Raw genomic sequence first — 14,660 nt, forward strand, 5'->3', positions numbered from 1 at the left:
CCCTGCTCCGAAGCCGTTACCCGGCTCTTTGCATCGACTTTCCACGCAACACATCACCATTTCGGCTTTTCCAGGCTGCGGCGCAGCGCGTCCGACACCTGAAGACTTTCGCCACTCGGTGGACGGCTCGCTTGCGGCGCGCCCTGCCCCTTCCTGGCCGCTTGTTCCGGCTTGCCGGCATCGAGCTTGGCCCTGAGCAGCGCCATCACCATCGGCCAAGTCGAGAATTTGCCGTCCCTGGCACGCTCAGTCAGGCTGCGCAGGTAACCGCCGGCGTTGTTGATCTGCGCGCTGCGCTGGTAGATCGCGGCGAGCGTAATCGCGACCTGCTGCTCGCCCAACACATCCAGCGCGGCCTTCCAGGCGCCGGGACTGACGCCGAGCATCGGCCGGGCGGCCTCCGCCGCGGCCAGAAAATCGCGCCAATGGCGAATTTGGCCGCCCTGGGCCAGTTCGCGCAGATTCGGGCATGCATCCAGCACGATACCCAAGGGCAAATCCCGTTTTGGCAGGCTGCGTACGTTCTCGGTTTCCGCAAACGTCGCCGCTTCATCATATTTTCTAGAGCTGCTTTCAGAATCAGATGGAGAGTCTGGGTTTGAATTCTGTATGTGGCGACCGGAATGGGACTCATAGGCGTCCGGATTCGGAGTTTTTGCGAATGATTCCAGTGTGTCACGGATTTCCGCCCAGAGGTCCTCAAGCTCGCTGTTGATACTCTCGATCAACTGTCTCGAGGCCGTGCGCGGCAGCCGGCCGATGATCGCCTGATAGGCCTGCAGAATGCGGCCCCAATTGCCGGGCACCTTCTCCTCGATGCCGGCGTCGATCATCTTGACGATGTCGCGGCGTAGCAGCGTGAGGCGATCCCGGGCGACGCGAAACGCCTTCTTCTCGGCCTGAACCGCTTCGGCGCGCTCCCTGAACTCTTCCGCGCGCGCCACGATCGGCGCCAGATCGAAGCCATAGGCCTGCTCGATCTCCCCTCCCCGGCCGTTGCGCGCGAAGCGCTTGCCGTTCGGACTGTCCGGGCGAATGACCAGCCCGCAGTCGACCAGCACCGCCAGATGACGGCGCAGCGTGGTTGCCGGCAACTTCGAAAGGGGCACGCCTTGTCTGGCGCGATGAAAGCATCCGCGCAAGCTGCCCGTGGTGCTCAGCCGCGACGAGGTTGCCCGTCTCCTCAACGCCACCACCTGCCTCAAGCGCCCGCCACGGATTTTGCGGTAGCCTCTCTTGAGACCGCTGTCATTGGGATGCGCAGCGACACCGGCAAGTGCTGCGGCCATCAGGCCGCGCTGTCGGTCGCCTATGGCGCGGTAGCTGCTGGCCATCTTGCCGAACTCGGCTCCATGACACGCCGCAAGGCGTCCTGATGTCAGAACCACGCTGTTTCTGGCGAAATAGGTTGGAGACGTGCCGGACCCACTTTGAACCTACTGACTTTCGATCAGACGGCCGGGTGCTCGATGCAGGCGAGCGCACGCTTCGAGATCGGATCATGTTGGTCACACTAGGAAAATTGTAATCTTCGTGCTACATAATTGCCTAATCTGCAGTGCGAAGGTGTCAAATGCCCACTCCACACAATCCTCCAGCCGCTGTTAGACGCGCCCTGCGCAAGCTGGGAGCGGATATCCACGATGCCCGGCGGCGGCGCAGGCTCCCAATGGCTGTCGTCGCCGAACGCGCCTTCACCTCGCGCTCGACCTTGCAACGGGTCGAAGCCGGCGACACCAACGTCAGCATCGGCATATATGCAGGCGTTCTTCAAGCACTCGGCCTGCTCGATGGTCTGAGCCTGGTGGCCGACATCAGCAATGACAAGGTCGGCCAGGCTCTGGCCAGCGCGGAACTACCCAAGCACGTCCATCTTAAGCGGCCACCCGGGACGTCGCGATGACTGACTTCGAGGTCCATATCGATCTTGGCGGCCACACGCGTCCCGTCGGGCTGGCGAGGAGTAATCGCGGCCGCGGCACGGAGACGATCCTCTTCGAATATGACAGCGGATGGCTCAAGGATTCGGACCGGTTCTCCCTCGAACCCGCTCTCGCGCTGACCCGCGGTGCCTTTGCCCCCCCTGCCGGACTGGCCACATTCGGCTCGATCGGTGACTCCGCTCCCGACACTTGGGGACGACGCCTCATGCAGCGTTCCGAGCGTCGCCTGGCGGAGCGCGATGGACGTGCCGTTCGCACCCTTATGGAGAGCGATTACCTTCTCGGCGTCGCGGATGAGACGAGGCTTGGCGCTCTCCGCTTCCGATGGGTCGGCGAAGAGGTTTACCAAGCGCCGATCCATGACGGCGTCCCTGCACTCATCGAACTCGGGCGGCTTCTACAAATCACCGAGCGAATCCTTCGGGATGAGGAGACGGATGAAGATCTCCGACTGATCTTTGCCCCTGGCTCTTCCCTGGGTGGCGCGCGGCCGAAGGCGTCGGTCATCGACCAACACGGCCATCTCGCAATCGCCAAGTTTCCCAAGGAGACAGATGACTACAGCATAGAGACCTGGGAAGAGATCGCATTGCGCATGGCCGGCCAGGCCGGCATCACCACGCCGCAGCACGATCTTATCAAAGTCGCCGGCAAGCCGGTCATGCTGTCGAGACGCTTCGATCGCGACGGCACGATCCGTATCCCGTTCCTGTCCGCGATGGCGATGATGGGAGCCAAGGACGGTGAGCACGGCAGCTACCCCGAGATGGTCGATGCACTCACGCAACATGGCGCCCACGGAAAACCCGATGCGCATGCGCTTTATCGCCGTGTCGTCTTCAACGTGCTTATTTCCAACGTCGATGATCACCTGCGCAACCACGGCTTCCTTTGGTCGGGGAAGGCCGGATGGTCGCTCTCGCCTGCCTACGACATCAATCCCGTCCCGACTGATCTCAAACCACGGGTTCTGACGACCAATATCGACCTCGACGACGGTACGTGTTCTCTCGATCTGCTGGAGGCGGCATCGGAATTCTTTGGACTCACGCTCGCGCAGGCGCGAACGATCATCAAGGAAGTCGCGACGGTGACCACGACGTGGCGTGATACGGCCAAGGCGGTGGGCGCGCGGTCGGCCGAGATCAACCGAATGGCGAGCGCCTTTGAGCACGATGATCTCAATAGGGCGCTGGCGCTCTAAATTTAGAGATCATGCTGGCGCGCTGTGATTGCCTTGCGCAGCGCCGCGAAGTTGGAGAGACTTCCCTCGTTCAGGACGACAACCTCACCGTCGATGACCGCGCTGTCCACTGGAATTTCGCTCATCGCGCGAACTTCACATCGTTTAGGCTCCTTAGAGCATCGTGATTTCCGGTGCCAGCGGCGGCGCGCCTTAACGTCGATGCCCACTGGTTCGGTCCGTGTCGAGCCTTCAAACCATCGCGTAGGCAATGTCGAGCGGAACGCGGTGATCATCGACCGCCCGAACGCCGGCGGTGTTCTCGGCCAGAACAAGCGATGCCTTCCGTTCCTGTTCCGACATGTAGCCGCCCCAAAGGGCGACCACCCCGTTGGTCACCATCACATCAGCTTCTCCGATCGACGGCCATGCCTCGGAGCGCAGGGCACTCACAATTTCGCGCCTGATACTGGCATCGTCATGGAATGAGACCGGGCGAGGCAGGCTCTTCCTGACGGAAGCCAGCGCACGCACCAGGTCCGCCCGGGCGACGACCCCCACGACGCGTTCGCTATTGACGACGAAGACGCGCCGGGTGCGATTGACGTCAAGCAGTGCGGCGATTTCGTCGATCGGGTGCTCAACGAAACGGTGACCACTTTTCTGGTCATGACGTCCGTCACATGGATGGAGTGCGACCTTAAATAGTCCGCCGCGAGCGCCGTATTGTTGCCGAAGAGCTGAAACCACCAAGAACGCCGCGGTGTGGCTTTCCCGATTTCCGCTCTGTGGATCAGGTCTTCCTCGCTTACGATCCCGAGCAGCACACCCTGGTCGATCACCGCAACGGCGCTCAAATCGCGCGTGACGAGGAGGTCGCACACTTCGTCCAATGTGCTGTCCGGCCCCACCGCGACTACTGGTGACGTCATGATGTCCATTGCGATCAGCGCCCGCGCCCTGCCGCGAGGCCGAACGCCAGGCCACGAAGGCACCTGGTAGCTATCGCGTTTGGACCTATCCATCGTGTGCGGGCCTCGCCGCGCCTTTCGCAAGATTTCGCACTCTCGCCGCTTTGAATCGTCAGCGTCGGCCGCCAAGCCGTGGCGAAAGCTTCGCCCTTTCATTTATGCAGTACAAACGAATATGCAGTACAAACGAAATTTATTGTCGCTTTAGCATAACTTTTTTGCATCGTAATTTCGATACCGGCGAGCGGCATCGGCCCTTCCCTTTTCCGGATTCGATATCCATTTTCGAGGGATCGAGCCATCGTGCCGGGGCGTGCTGGCATTCAGTAGACGGTGATATCGCTCCCGAAAGCGTCGGAACAGGGGATTGAATGATGATCACTGGAGCCCAATGCCGCGCCGCTCGCGCGTTGGTCGAATGGACCCGCGAAAAGCTCGCCAGCAACTCAGGTGTGGATGCGTTGGTCATCGAAGAATTCGAGCGTCGGATCACGCTCCCGGACGGAGACATCTGCGACAGGCTACGGACGGCACTCGAAAGCGCCGGGGCAGTTTTCATTGCGGAGAACGGTGGCGGTATCGGCGTTCGCCTCAAGCTCAACCGCTCGGAAGTCAGGCGAATTGGCGTTCTCGAAAATGAAGGTGGGATCGTCGGGATAGATGCCGTTCCATAGGCTCAGGTTTCCGAGCATCGATGAATTCACGGTCGCAGCCCCCTCGATGGACAATTCAGAATCCCGCATTGGCTGACCAGGTGCAAGCAAGGAGAGCGTCATGAAGGTTATGTGGGGTGATCTCACGGAGGAGGAGCAAACAGCGCTTAAGCGCATGAATCGCGGACCCTACCCGGCTCTCTCGAAAGCATTGGCCGAACGTCTCGTCTTCCTCGGGCTGGCGGAAGAGAGATCGCGCGGAACCGGCATAAACAGGACTGGAAGAGAACTGGTGATAAACACGTTGCTCGGCGTTCGTCCCGAATAGCTCAAGAGTGGCACCGCTGAGGCGGCTGCCTTGACTTCCGGGATTGCTTCCCCAACTATGGTCTTATGAATGCCGCCGCTAAAATTCTTTGTGATTTTCTTTTCCGGGTTTGCCCCATCGCGGGATCGTAACCTCCGGCTCGGCCGCCATGTGCTCCGAGCCGAGGGGCATGACTTCCATCGACATGGGATGATCCGCAGGGGACTGCACGGCCCCGGACATCGCCGCTTCAAGCTAAAAAATCTCCCCGAAATGGCCAGTTCCGCCACCCTTGATGGCGGCTGGCTCATTGAAAATTATGAGAATTCAAATGCAACACAACACGAAGACCCGGCGTAAGCCCAATATCCGCATCTCGCAGTCGGACCATGCACGTTTATCGGTGCTTGCGAGCACTGTGGCCGCTCGAAATCCGGAGGCTTCCGATGAACTGCTTGCCGAACTCGAGCGCGCACGCATCGTCGCCGATGGTTGGGTCTCCGCTGGCACCGTCCGGATGGGTTCGACTGTGACGTTCAAGCCCGACACTGGCGATCGGAAAACGATCACACTGGTTTTTCCTGGCGATGCGGACATCTCTGAAGGCAAGGTTTCAATCCTTACACCGATTGGCACGGCCCTGATCGGCCTCTCGGCTGGACAGTCGATTATGTGGACCGCCCGAGACGGGCGCCGGCACGAATTGTTGGTCCTTGCCGTGAACCAGCCCGCCCCGGAAGGCGATGGAGCCGAGCGGCTCGCACCTGCGTCTCCAACGATTGCGGCGAGTGTCTAGACATGGGCATCTCCGTACGTCTCCTCAATCATGCGGGGAGCCTGATCGCGGGAGGCTAACCCCTGCGCCGGCCTATCTAGGTTCGGCGCAGGGGCGGCTTCCACATCCGATCAATTGCCTAGCGCCGGATTCCCTTTCATGGACCGGCTGGAGACCAGCCATGCCCACTACCGACACCTGTCAACTGACGACCAAGGACTACACCATTCTTGAGGTGATACGGGAGCGCCATCCGATCCGCGACGAAACCTTCTCGACTATTCTTCAACGGAAGATTTCGAGCGCAGTTGTAATGTTTCGGGAAGACATCCCGGCAAACGTCGTGACACTCAGCAGCCGCGTGGCTTATCGGGTGAACGACGGCCCTGCCGAAACCCGCATCGTGGCCCATGACCAGATGCGCGGTCTGGTCGGCATGCTTTTGCCTATCACCAATCCACGCGGCCTGGCGTTGCTCGGTCTGGCCGAGGGTCAGTCCATGTGCATTCCGACAGCGGACGGCAGCCTTGAAACGCTGACCGTGCATGAAGTGGTTTATCAACCAGAAGCCGCAAGGCGCGAGAGACTGAAGCTGGCGGGAGTTGCTGCGCCGGGCTCGTACCGGCTGGGCGGACCGGGTCTGCGTGTCGTCCATCGTTCCGATGAACCGCACGACGAAGCTCAGAGCAAGGTTGCGGCGGCCTTCGATGCCGGGTTCGACGACCCGGGTCCGTCTGCCGCCTGAGAACTCGACTATCCCGAAGGCTGTGAAGGCGGGTAGACAAGCGTTCCGTCGACCCTGGCCCTCACGCCGTCGGTGAGTTTCGCCGGCTCGACCTTGTCATGGCCCATCAGATGAAAAACGGTTTCGCCGTGGCTGATCAGATAGTCAGCCACGATTCTCCTGTGACAGCGCCACCAGAGCGTTTCCGAGCACATGACGGCACACCGGCGCTGCCTGCCGAGGGACACAAGCCGGTTCAAGCCGCCATGAAACTCCGCTGACAGCGCGTAGTCAGCGTAGTTGTGAAAACTCTGATTGATCCAGAATGCGTTGAGCGTCGGTGGAATGTCGTGTGCCTTGCCGCGCAGGCCGCCAAGCTCGGCAATGTACTCATAACCGATGCCGAATGCTGCCAGGCTTTCCGGAAGCACCTCGCTGTTGAATTGCGGATTGGCCCGTGATCGTCTGACGGTCCTTATGTCGACCACCAGGGCGACTTCTCCAACTCGCAGCAGGCCAACAAATTCGACAATCGACCGGGTCGAGTGACCGATGGTGTAGAATGGATAAGGCATGTTCGGTCAATCCGTAGCGATCCGTCCTTCCAGCCACTTGGCTTCGCGCCTGGGAGCAACGATCATTTCACAACTTGCTTCAGGCCGCGCAGCGCCTCCTGCACGTCGGCTCGCGCCTCGCTTGCTTCCGGATAGACGGCATAGGCCGGGATAGGTGAACTCCGGCGCACCTTCCACGACCTCCAGCTGCCCCGTCTCGATATAAGGAGCTGCGGCGCCCCTGCGGAAATATCCCATGCCACCGGCGCGCAGGATGTAGCTCAGCCCGAGTGGACCGAGGCCAACCATCAATCCCGGCTCGCCAAAGGCAGAGGAACTGGCATCATGCTGGGCCGCAAACAGCGGCCCCCAGTCGACATAGACATAGTGCTTGGAGCCGGCAGGTTCTCCGTCTCTGTCGGCCGTCCGGACCAGGACGAGTTGCTCCTCGACGAGAAGCTCTACCCTGAAACCCGGGAGCAGCTTCGGCGCGTAAAGCACCGCGATATCGAGGACCCCGGTCCTGAGCTGCTCGATGAGCTGGTCCGGCACGCCGACCTGTGCGTGGATGGCGATTTCCGGCCTCGCCTTCCGCATCCAGACCAGCCAGTCCAGAAGAAGCGGGTTCCAGAGGCTCAGCTCGCCGCCCAGCGCCACCACACTCGTCCGTCCCGAGGGGATTGCGAGCTGGTGGCGAGCCCGTTCCCAGATCTGCACGAACGACTGGGCGAACCGCTCGAACTCGCGCCCGGCCGGCGTCAGTTGCGCGCCGTTGCGGTTACGGATGAAGAGCGACGTCCGAGCTCGTCCTCCAACGTGCGGATGCGCGCGCTCACAGTGGTCTGCGTCACGTGAAGGCGATCCGCAGCCTTCAGGAAACTGCCCGAATGGACGATTTCAAGGAAAGTGCGCGCTCGATCGATGTCCACCGACTCCTCCTATTAATGCAATAATTTTGCATTCATACAGCATTTAATTCCGTTTGCCTTCTTGTTTCCTGCGGAGCACGTTCCAGCAAACATGTGGGCACGGACACGGAGCTGGCGATGGCCGAGAAGAGATACACCGACCCTGAAATCCACGAATACGCATCCCCGCCCTGCTTCGCGCACGAGCTTTCGCCCGAGTATGGCGGGCATTCGGAGCTTGGAGAATCCTGGAGCGAAAACTTGCGCTGGCGCAAGGCGGAGCGGCAGAGGCTGATCGAGGAGCGCCTCGCCATCGACGCCGATGACAGGAAGATCAAGTCGGACCGCATCGCATCGCGCCTCGATCTTGCCATCGGCAAGGTCAGCGGGCGCATCGTCAGCGGCTATTGGCCGTTCCGCGGCGAGCCCGACCTTCGCAACTGGGCGATCAAGGTCGTCGAGCGGGGCGGCCGGATCGCGCTTCCCGTCGTCATCAGGAAGGGCTGGCCGCTGGAGTTCCGGGTCTGGCGGCCGGGCGATCCGCTCGAGCGCGGCGTTTGGAACATCCTGGTTCCCTCACGCGGGCCCTCGGTCCTGCCGGATATCGTGATCGCCCCGGTGGTCGGCTTCGACGGAGCGAACTACCGCCTGGGATATGGCGGCGGCTTCTTCGACAGAACGCTCGCGGCGATGCACAGGCGGCCGTTGGTCCTCGGAGTGGGTTACGCGGGAAGCCGGCTCCGAACGATCCGTCCGCAGCCCCACGACATTGCGATGGACATCATCGTCACGGACGACTGAAACACGAAGCAGACAGCGCCTGGTTCCCCGATCGCGACGGCAACTGAACGCCGTCCATCGTGGCAACCATCCTGCATGCCTGAATGAAAGGCAGGTAGAGCACCATGTCGAACCCAGCCACAACGTTCGACGACCACAAGCCCCGTTTTCTCGTCAGGTGGTTGTGCTCGACCAACCACAAAGATATTGGGACGCTTTATCTGCTGTTCTCGATCATGGCGGGGATACTCGGCACCGCGCTTTCGGTGCTGATCCGGATGGAGCTTCAGGAGCCCGGACTGCAGATATTCAGCGATCCGATGGCCTACAATGTCGTCGTCAGTTCCCACGGCCTGGTCATGATCTTCTTCGTCCTGATGCCGGCCCTGATCGGCGGCTTCGGCAACTGGATGGTGCCGATCATGATCGGCGCGCCCGACATGGCGTTTCCGCGCATGAACAATATCTCGTTCTGGCTGCTGGTGATGTCGTTCGTCCTCTTCATCACCTCGATGTTTGTGCCGGGAGCGCCAGGCACGCTGGGCCATGGCGGCGGCTGGACGCTCTACCCGCCGCTCTCGACCTCCGGCCAGCCAGGCCCCGCGGTCGACCTCGTCATTCTTTCGATCCACCTTGCGGGAGCGTCATCGATCCTCGGCGCGATCAACTTCATCACGACCATCTTCAACATGCGCGCGCCGGGAATGACGATGCACAAGATGCCGCTCTTTGCCTGGGCGATGCTGGTGACCGCCTTCATGCTGCTGATGTCGCTGCCGGTGCTGGCCGGCGCGATCACGATGCTGCTCACGGATCGCAACTTCGGCACGACATTCTTCGTTCCCGACGGTGGCGGCGACCCGATCCTCTACCAGCACCTATTCTGGTTCTTCGGCCATCCGGAGGTCTACATCATGATCCTGCCTGGCTTCGGCATCATCAGCCACGTCATCTCGACTTTCGCCAAGAAGCCGATCTTCGGTTATCTCGGCATGGCTTATGCGATGGTGGCCATCGGTGTGATCGGCTTCCTCGTGTGGGCGCATCATATGTATACGACCGGCATCTCCGTCGACAGCCAGCGCTACTTCGCCTTCGCCTCGATGGTGATCGCCGTTCCCACAGGCGTAAAGGTGTTTTCGTGGCTGGCCACGATGTGGGGCGGGTCGATCGAGTTCAAGACACCGATGCTGTGGGCGATCGGCTTCGTCCTGCTCTTCACCATCGGCGGCGTCACCGGGATCATGGTCGCCAGCCCCGGCATCGACCGCTCGTTGCACGACACCTATTTCGTGATCGCCCACTTCCACTATGTGCTGTCTTTGGGCGCGGTCTTCGCCATCTTCGCGGGCTTCTACTACTGGTTCCCGAAGATGACAGGTTACATGTACAGCGAAGCCTTGGGAAAACTGCATTTCTGGACGATGTTCATAGGCGTCAATCTCGTCTTCTTCCCGCAGCATTTCCTTGGCATGGCCGGCATGCCGCGCCGCTACGTTGACTATCCCGACGCTTTCGCCGGCTGGAATTTCGTCGCGTCGATCGGATCCTACATCTCGACCGCGGGGCTGATCATTTTCTTCGTCGCGGTCGCGGAAGCTTTCAGCCGCAAGCGCCCGGCCAGCGCCAATCCATGGGGCGAAGGGGCGACCACGCTTGAATGGCAGCTGCCCTCGCCGCCGCCCTTTCATCAATGGGAAAGGCTGCCCCACATCCACTGAACAAATCGGGTTGTATGCTTCGACAAGTCGTCGGGTGAATCTCATGAACGAGACCGCAGATGCGAACAGCCAGATCCTGCTCGTTGCTATCATCGCGTTTTATTGGGCAATGCTGGGCAGTTGGAGCCAGCTTCTCTCGCGCTGGAACGACGAGAGGGCCAAGCGGGACGCTGCGTCGACGCGGTGGGACGGCAGTACCGAACACACGTCCTCCGTGGACACGCCCCAGAATGCACTTCGTGAGATCGACCCGGATTTCGACCTCGCCGCATTTCTGGACGGTGCCAAGAGGGCCTATGAAGCTATCCTGCAGGCCTATGCGGACAGTGACATCCAGGCGTTGAAGCGCCTTGTCGGGCCGGAAGTTCTTGAAGAGTTTGAGCGAGAGATTGCGGGACGCCGGGATCGGCAGGAGATGCTGCAGCTCACCGTCATCGTTACGCGCGAAGCAAAGGTCGTCGACGCTTTCAAGGAGGATGGTGCCGCCGAGATTGTTGTCCGGTACGTTTCCGACGTGGTCAGCGTTACACGCTCGGCAAACGATGCGGTCGTCGCCGGTGATCCCCGGCAGATCGTCGAGGTGATCGATACCTGGACGTTCGCCTGTGAAATCCCGTCGACGCAGCGCAACTGGATATTGATCGCCACCGAAGGCGAATAACAAGTATGTGCAAATCCGACACGTTTGCCTGACAGGCTATTCGCAGTTGGTGGGCGGCCAACCTCGAATGCCCGGCATGGTGCGGCCGCGGTCAGGCGCGCCCGATATTCACATAGCCTAGTTTGATGCGAGGGTGATGTGTGTTGATGAAACTTCGCTCGACGACGCTGGCCAAAGCCCTTCAACACATGAGGGGTGCTGCCGGTTCAGAGCCCCAGATAGGCCTTTCGCACTGCCGGATCGTCAATCAGGTCCTTGGCCGCGCCCTCGTGCACGATGCGGCCGGTCTCCATCACATAGCCGCGGTCGGCCGCTGAAAGCGCGAGATGCACATCCTGCTCGACCAGAAGCACGGTTACTCCCTCGTCGCGGATTCTCGCCAGAACTTCCATCAACTGCTCGACCACCACAGGAGCAAGACCGAGGCTCATCTCGTCGATCGCGAGCAGGATCGGCCGCGCCATAAGGGCTCGCGCCATGGCGCACATCTGCTGCTCTCCGCCCGACATCGAGCCGGCAAGCTGCCGCCGCCGCTCGCCGAGGCGAGGAAACAGCGCATACATGCGCCTTAGATCCTCGAGGGCGACAGCCTTGTCGGAACGGCGGTCGGCGGCCATCAGGAGATTATCCTCGACGGTCATGCGGTCGAAAAGCTGCCGGCCTTCCGGCACCTGGACGAGACCGGCAGCGAACGCCTGGTCCGGCGTCAAAGGCACAAGGTCCCGGCCCTTGAACTCGATCTGACCCGTCGCGGCAATGACGCGCGACAGCGCGCGCAGCAGGGTCGTCTTGCCGGCGCCGTTGGAACCGACCACCGCGACGATCTCGGCCGGGCGCACTTCGAGCGAAACGCTGTGCAGCACCGGCATACCGCCATAGCCGGCACCGAGGCCGGAGACCCTGAGCAGCGCGCCATCGGTGCTTTTCCCTGCCACGCTCATGCCTGCCTCTTGCCGAGATAGGCCTCGACCACGGTCTTGTCCGACAAAACTGCGTCCGGTATGCCGTCGGCGATCTTCTCGCCGTGATGGATCACCAGCAGCCGGTCGGAAAGGCTCTTGATCGCCTTGATGACGTGCTCGATGACGAGGATGGTGATGCCCAAATCCCGCACCTTGCGGATGATGCCGATTACTTCGTCGATCTCGACGTGGTTGAGGCCGGCCATCACCTCGTCGCAAAGCAGGAGCTTCGGCTCCATAGCGAGCGCCTTGGCGAGTTCGAGACGCTTGCGACCGGGTCCGCCCAACTCGTCGGCCAAATGGTCGGCGAACCGGCTCAGACCGACGAATTCGAGGTTGCGGCGCGCCTTTTGGCGCGCTTCCTCAAGATCGGAAGTGCCCCTTCCGTAGCCGAATAGGGCGCCGACAGCGACGTTGTCGAGCACCGACAGGCCGGGGAAAGGGCGCATGATCTGGAAGGTGCGGCCGATGCCAAGTCGCGCGCGCCGGAAGGCCGGCAGCGACGTGACGGAGCGTCCCTTGAAGACGATGTCGCCCGAACTCGGCGGCAGCGTTCCGCTGATGAGGCCGACCAGCGTTGTCTTGCCGGCGCCGTTCGGACCGATGACTCCGAGGATCTCGCCCTCGTTGAGGGCGAAGCTGACATCGTTGACGGCGACCAGCCCCGCGAAGCGCCGCGTCACATGAACGATTTCCAGGATCGCGCTCATATGCGGTGCGCCCTGATGTTTTGCACGAAATAGCGCCAGCCGGATTTGCGGAAGTGGTGGACGATGTCGGCAAGCCCCCGCGGCATCAGCACGACTGCGGCCACCACGACGATGCCGAAGAACAGTCCGGCGGCGTTGGTCACTTCGCTGGAGAGGACTTCGGAGACGGCGGAGAGGACGACGGCTCCCACGATTGGACCGAGCACGGTTCCCGGGCCGCCGAACACGGCCATGATTATCATCTTGACGTTCAGGCTGATGTCGAAGGCGCTGGCTGGATCGAGGAAGGTAATCCAATAGGCCTGAATGCCGCCGGCGAGCGATGAGAACAGGCCCGAAAGCGCAAACGCCATCACCTTGTAGAGCGTCGTGTTGACGCCCATCACGGCCGCACCCTCCTCGTTCTCCCGGATGGCGATAAGGCCGAAGCCGAAACGGCTTCGCGTCAGCCACCAGACAGTGAGGGTCGCCATCAACAGCAGCGCGAGCGACAGTTCATAGAACATTGCGTCATTGTTGAGCGGCGGCAGGACCAGGCCGATATTTTGGCCGAAAAGCGGGATGTTGGAGACGATCGCGGCAACCACCTGCGCCAGCGCCAGCGTGGCGATGGCGAAATAATGCCCCTTCAGGCGGAGCACCGGCAGACCAAGTAGGATGGCAAAGCAAACCGCCATCGCGGCACCGAAGACCATGCCGACCCAGAACGGCATGTTCCATTGCACCATGGCGACCGCCACGCCATAGGCGCCCAGGCCGAAAAAGGTGGAATTGCCGAAGGAAGGATAGCCGGTATAGCCGCCGATAATGTTCCACCCTTGCGCCAGCACCGCGAGGAGCAGCGTCGAAATGCCGAATTGCACGATAACGTCTGAGCCGAACCAGGGCAGAGCCGCGAGAACAACAACGGCCAGCAGCGCGATGGCGATGCGGATCGCACTGTTCATGCCGTCCTCCCGAGAAGGCCGCTCGGCCTGACAATGAGCACCAGCACCAGCACGCCAAAGCTGGCGACATCGCCGAAGGTGGCGCCGATATAAAGAATGGCGAGCGATTCGATGATACCGAGAACGAGTCCGCCGACAATCACGCCGAGCGGGTTTTCGAGCCCGCCGATGATGGCAATAGCAAAGCACTTCGCCGTCAACGTTGCGCCGATATAGGGATTGATCTGCGAAACCGTGCCGTACAGACCGCCGGCGACGCCAGCCAGGCCGATCCCGATGCCGAAGGTCGTGGCGTAGAGATGGCGAGGCTCGACACCGTAGAGCCGAGCTGCGACGAGGTTCTGCGCGGTGGCGCGGATAGCGCGGCCGAGCCGCGTCCTCAACAGGAACAGCCACATTATGACGGCGAGCACGATGGCGACGCCAAAGGCGGCTAATCGCACGATCGGAACGACGACGGGACCGATCGCGATGTTCGAACCGGCGTAGGATGGGTTGATGGTGCGAAAATCGGCAGAGAAGGCCAGTTGCGCCAGATAGGTCAGCACAACCTCCAAGCCGAAGGTGACCAGCAGCGTGTTGAACATCGGCGCGCGCACGATGAGGTTTAGCATGCCCCGCTGCACGGCGTATCCAGCCCCGAACATAACGATCGCGGTTATCGGCAGGCCAAGGAAGGGATCAATCCCGAGATATTTGAAGAGATACCATGACAGATAGGCCCCCAGCATGATGAAGGCGCCATGGGCGAGATTGACGATGTTGAGCACGCCCCATACGAGAGCGAGCCCCAGCGCCATGATCGCGTAGAGCCCGCCCAGGAGAATGCCGTTGACAAAGACTTGTGCGAGTAGATCCAAG

The 14,660-nt window shown here is 61.3% G+C and carries 18 protein-coding genes and 1 pseudogene; 8 read left to right on the forward strand and 11 right to left on the reverse strand.

Annotated features, from left to right (window positions below; genetic code table 11):
* Window positions 1-53: 53 nt before the first annotated feature.
* Window positions 54-1,334, reverse strand: a complete 1,281-nt coding sequence (gene repC / locus DH10_RS23685) for a plasmid replication protein RepC (RefSeq protein WP_246506112.1) — start codon at window positions 1,332-1,334, stop codon at window positions 54-56.
* Between the two features lie 239 nt (window positions 1,335-1,573).
* Here repC and DH10_RS23690 point away from each other — a divergent pair, with 239 nt between their 5' ends.
* Window positions 1,574-1,903 (forward strand): helix-turn-helix domain-containing protein, encoded by a 330-nt coding sequence (locus DH10_RS23690; protein ID WP_192248817.1) that lies wholly within the window; start codon window positions 1,574-1,576, stop codon window positions 1,901-1,903.
* Complete coding sequence (locus tag DH10_RS23695) at window positions 1,900-3,147, forward strand: type II toxin-antitoxin system HipA family toxin (RefSeq protein ID WP_192248814.1); 1,248 nt, start codon at window positions 1,900-1,902, stop codon at window positions 3,145-3,147. The genes DH10_RS23690 and DH10_RS23695 overlap by 4 nt, the downstream gene beginning before the upstream one ends.
* Before the next feature lie 2 nt (window positions 3,148-3,149).
* Here the strand turns inward: DH10_RS23695 and DH10_RS37690 are convergent, their stop codons facing one another.
* The 3 genes and pseudogenes from DH10_RS37690 to DH10_RS38275 all read right to left on the reverse strand — a co-directional run.
* Window positions 3,150-3,272 carry a hypothetical protein gene (locus DH10_RS37690; protein ID WP_281396762.1) on the reverse strand — a complete coding sequence of 41 codons (123 nt, stop codon included), beginning with the start codon at window positions 3,270-3,272 and terminating at the stop codon, window positions 3,150-3,152.
* Window positions 3,273-3,378: 106 nt separating this feature from the next.
* Entirely contained in the window at window positions 3,379-3,876 is a 498-nt protein-coding gene (locus DH10_RS23700; RefSeq protein ID WP_192248810.1) for a BON domain-containing protein, read from the reverse strand.
* Between the two features lie 47 nt (window positions 3,877-3,923).
* A pseudogene (locus DH10_RS38275) lies at window positions 3,924-4,253 on the reverse strand (CBS domain-containing protein); the annotation flags it as partial.
* A 254-nt stretch (window positions 4,254-4,507) separates the two neighbouring features.
* On the opposite strand from DH10_RS38275, the gene DH10_RS23705 reads away from it, so the two are divergent.
* The 3 genes from DH10_RS23705 to DH10_RS23715 all read left to right on the forward strand — a co-directional run bounded on the left by DH10_RS23705 (window position 4,508) and on the right by DH10_RS23715 (window position 6,577).
* Window positions 4,508-4,771 carry an XRE family transcriptional regulator gene (locus DH10_RS23705; RefSeq protein WP_343221611.1) on the forward strand — a complete coding sequence of 88 codons (264 nt, stop codon included), beginning with the start codon at window positions 4,508-4,510 and terminating at the stop codon, window positions 4,769-4,771.
* 617 nt (window positions 4,772-5,388) lie between these two features.
* Entirely contained in the window at window positions 5,389-5,853 is a 465-nt protein-coding gene (rnk, locus tag DH10_RS23710; RefSeq protein ID WP_192248802.1) for a nucleoside diphosphate kinase regulator, read from the forward strand.
* 160 nt (window positions 5,854-6,013) lie between these two features.
* Window positions 6,014-6,577, forward strand: a complete 564-nt coding sequence (locus DH10_RS23715; protein WP_192248799.1) for a GreA/GreB family elongation factor — start codon at window positions 6,014-6,016, stop codon at window positions 6,575-6,577.
* 8 nt (window positions 6,578-6,585) lie between these two features.
* Here DH10_RS23715 and DH10_RS23720 read toward each other — a convergent pair whose 3' ends face one another.
* From DH10_RS23720 to DH10_RS36350, 3 genes are all read right to left on the reverse strand, one after another.
* Entirely contained in the window at window positions 6,586-7,131 is a 546-nt protein-coding gene (locus DH10_RS23720) for a DUF488 domain-containing protein (protein WP_192248796.1), read from the reverse strand.
* Window positions 7,132-7,137: 6 nt separating this feature from the next.
* A complete protein-coding gene (locus DH10_RS23725; RefSeq protein ID WP_210325108.1) occupies window positions 7,138-7,767 on the reverse strand; it encodes a LysR family transcriptional regulator substrate-binding protein in 630 nt (209 codons plus the stop codon).
* A gap of 101 nt (window positions 7,768-7,868) precedes the next feature.
* Window positions 7,869-8,039, reverse strand: a complete 171-nt coding sequence (locus DH10_RS36350) for a helix-turn-helix domain-containing protein (RefSeq protein WP_210325107.1) — start codon at window positions 8,037-8,039, stop codon at window positions 7,869-7,871.
* Window positions 8,040-8,156: 117 nt separating this feature from the next.
* Between DH10_RS36350 and DH10_RS23730 the strand changes: the two genes are divergently transcribed.
* The 3 genes from DH10_RS23730 (at window position 8,157) to DH10_RS23740 (ending at window position 11,180) form a co-directional block, all read left to right on the forward strand.
* Window positions 8,157-8,819, forward strand: coding sequence for a 5-formyltetrahydrofolate cyclo-ligase (locus DH10_RS23730; protein ID WP_192248793.1), 663 nt, complete (start codon window positions 8,157-8,159; stop codon window positions 8,817-8,819).
* Between the two features lie 104 nt (window positions 8,820-8,923).
* Window positions 8,924-10,519 (forward strand): cytochrome c oxidase subunit I, encoded by a 1,596-nt coding sequence (ctaD, locus tag DH10_RS23735; RefSeq protein ID WP_192248790.1) that lies wholly within the window; start codon window positions 8,924-8,926, stop codon window positions 10,517-10,519.
* Window positions 10,520-10,562: 43 nt separating this feature from the next.
* Entirely contained in the window at window positions 10,563-11,180 is a 618-nt protein-coding gene (locus DH10_RS23740) for a Tim44/TimA family putative adaptor protein (RefSeq protein WP_192248787.1), read from the forward strand.
* 206 nt (window positions 11,181-11,386) lie between these two features.
* Here DH10_RS23740 and DH10_RS23745 read toward each other — a convergent pair whose 3' ends face one another.
* The 4 genes from DH10_RS23745 to DH10_RS23760 are packed head-to-tail and all read right to left on the reverse strand — an operon-like array spanning window position 11,387 to window position 14,659.
* Complete coding sequence (locus DH10_RS23745; RefSeq protein WP_192248784.1) at window positions 11,387-12,121, reverse strand: ABC transporter ATP-binding protein; 735 nt, start codon at window positions 12,119-12,121, stop codon at window positions 11,387-11,389.
* A complete protein-coding gene (locus DH10_RS23750; RefSeq protein WP_192248781.1) occupies window positions 12,118-12,852 on the reverse strand; it encodes an ABC transporter ATP-binding protein in 735 nt (244 codons plus the stop codon). Before DH10_RS23750 ends, DH10_RS23745 begins: the two co-directional genes overlap by 4 nt.
* On the reverse strand, window positions 12,849-13,799 hold the full coding sequence (locus DH10_RS23755) for a branched-chain amino acid ABC transporter permease (RefSeq protein ID WP_192248778.1): 951 nt from the start codon (window positions 13,797-13,799) through the stop codon (window positions 12,849-12,851). The genes DH10_RS23750 and DH10_RS23755 overlap by 4 nt, the downstream gene beginning before the upstream one ends.
* Complete coding sequence (locus tag DH10_RS23760) at window positions 13,796-14,659, reverse strand: branched-chain amino acid ABC transporter permease (RefSeq protein ID WP_192248775.1); 864 nt, start codon at window positions 14,657-14,659, stop codon at window positions 13,796-13,798. The genes DH10_RS23755 and DH10_RS23760 overlap by 4 nt, the downstream gene beginning before the upstream one ends.
* Between the last annotated feature and the right edge of the window lies 1 nt (window position 14,660).

Origin of the sequence: Mesorhizobium silamurunense (genome assembly GCF_014843825.1) — a bacterium.
In the GTDB taxonomy this organism is placed as follows: Bacteria; Pseudomonadota; Alphaproteobacteria; order Rhizobiales; family Rhizobiaceae; genus Mesorhizobium; species Mesorhizobium silamurunense.

What these genes read in the sequence shown, in the direction of transcription:
- rnk (WP_192248802.1), top strand. Translation starts at nt 5,389, where the DNA reads ATGCAACACAACACGAAGACCCGGCGTAAGCCCAATATCCGCATCTCG.
- ctaD (WP_192248790.1), top strand. Translation starts at nt 8,924, where the DNA reads ATGTCGAACCCAGCCACAACGTTCGACGACCACAAGCCCCGTTTTCTC.
- repC (WP_246506112.1), bottom strand. Translation starts at nt 1,334, where the DNA reads ATGGCCAGCAGCTACCGCGCCATAGGCGACCGACAGCGCGGCCTGATG.
- DH10_RS23730 (WP_192248793.1), top strand. Translation starts at nt 8,157, where the DNA reads ATGGCCGAGAAGAGATACACCGACCCTGAAATCCACGAATACGCATCC.
- DH10_RS23690 (WP_192248817.1), top strand. Translation starts at nt 1,574, where the DNA reads ATGCCCACTCCACACAATCCTCCAGCCGCTGTTAGACGCGCCCTGCGC.
- DH10_RS23720 (WP_192248796.1), bottom strand. Translation starts at nt 7,131, where the DNA reads ATGCCTTATCCATTCTACACCATCGGTCACTCGACCCGGTCGATTGTC.
- DH10_RS23740 (WP_192248787.1), top strand. Translation starts at nt 10,563, where the DNA reads ATGAACGAGACCGCAGATGCGAACAGCCAGATCCTGCTCGTTGCTATC.
- DH10_RS23750 (WP_192248781.1), bottom strand. Translation starts at nt 12,852, where the DNA reads ATGAGCGCGATCCTGGAAATCGTTCATGTGACGCGGCGCTTCGCGGGG.
- DH10_RS23695 (WP_192248814.1), top strand. Translation starts at nt 1,900, where the DNA reads ATGACTGACTTCGAGGTCCATATCGATCTTGGCGGCCACACGCGTCCC.
- DH10_RS37690 (WP_281396762.1), bottom strand. Translation starts at nt 3,272, where the DNA reads ATGAGCGAAATTCCAGTGGACAGCGCGGTCATCGACGGTGAGGTTGTC.
- DH10_RS23715 (WP_192248799.1), top strand. Translation starts at nt 6,014, where the DNA reads ATGCCCACTACCGACACCTGTCAACTGACGACCAAGGACTACACCATT.
- DH10_RS23745 (WP_192248784.1), bottom strand. Translation starts at nt 12,121, where the DNA reads ATGAGCGTGGCAGGGAAAAGCACCGATGGCGCGCTGCTCAGGGTCTCC.
- DH10_RS23755 (WP_192248778.1), bottom strand. Translation starts at nt 13,799, where the DNA reads ATGAACAGTGCGATCCGCATCGCCATCGCGCTGCTGGCCGTTGTTGTT.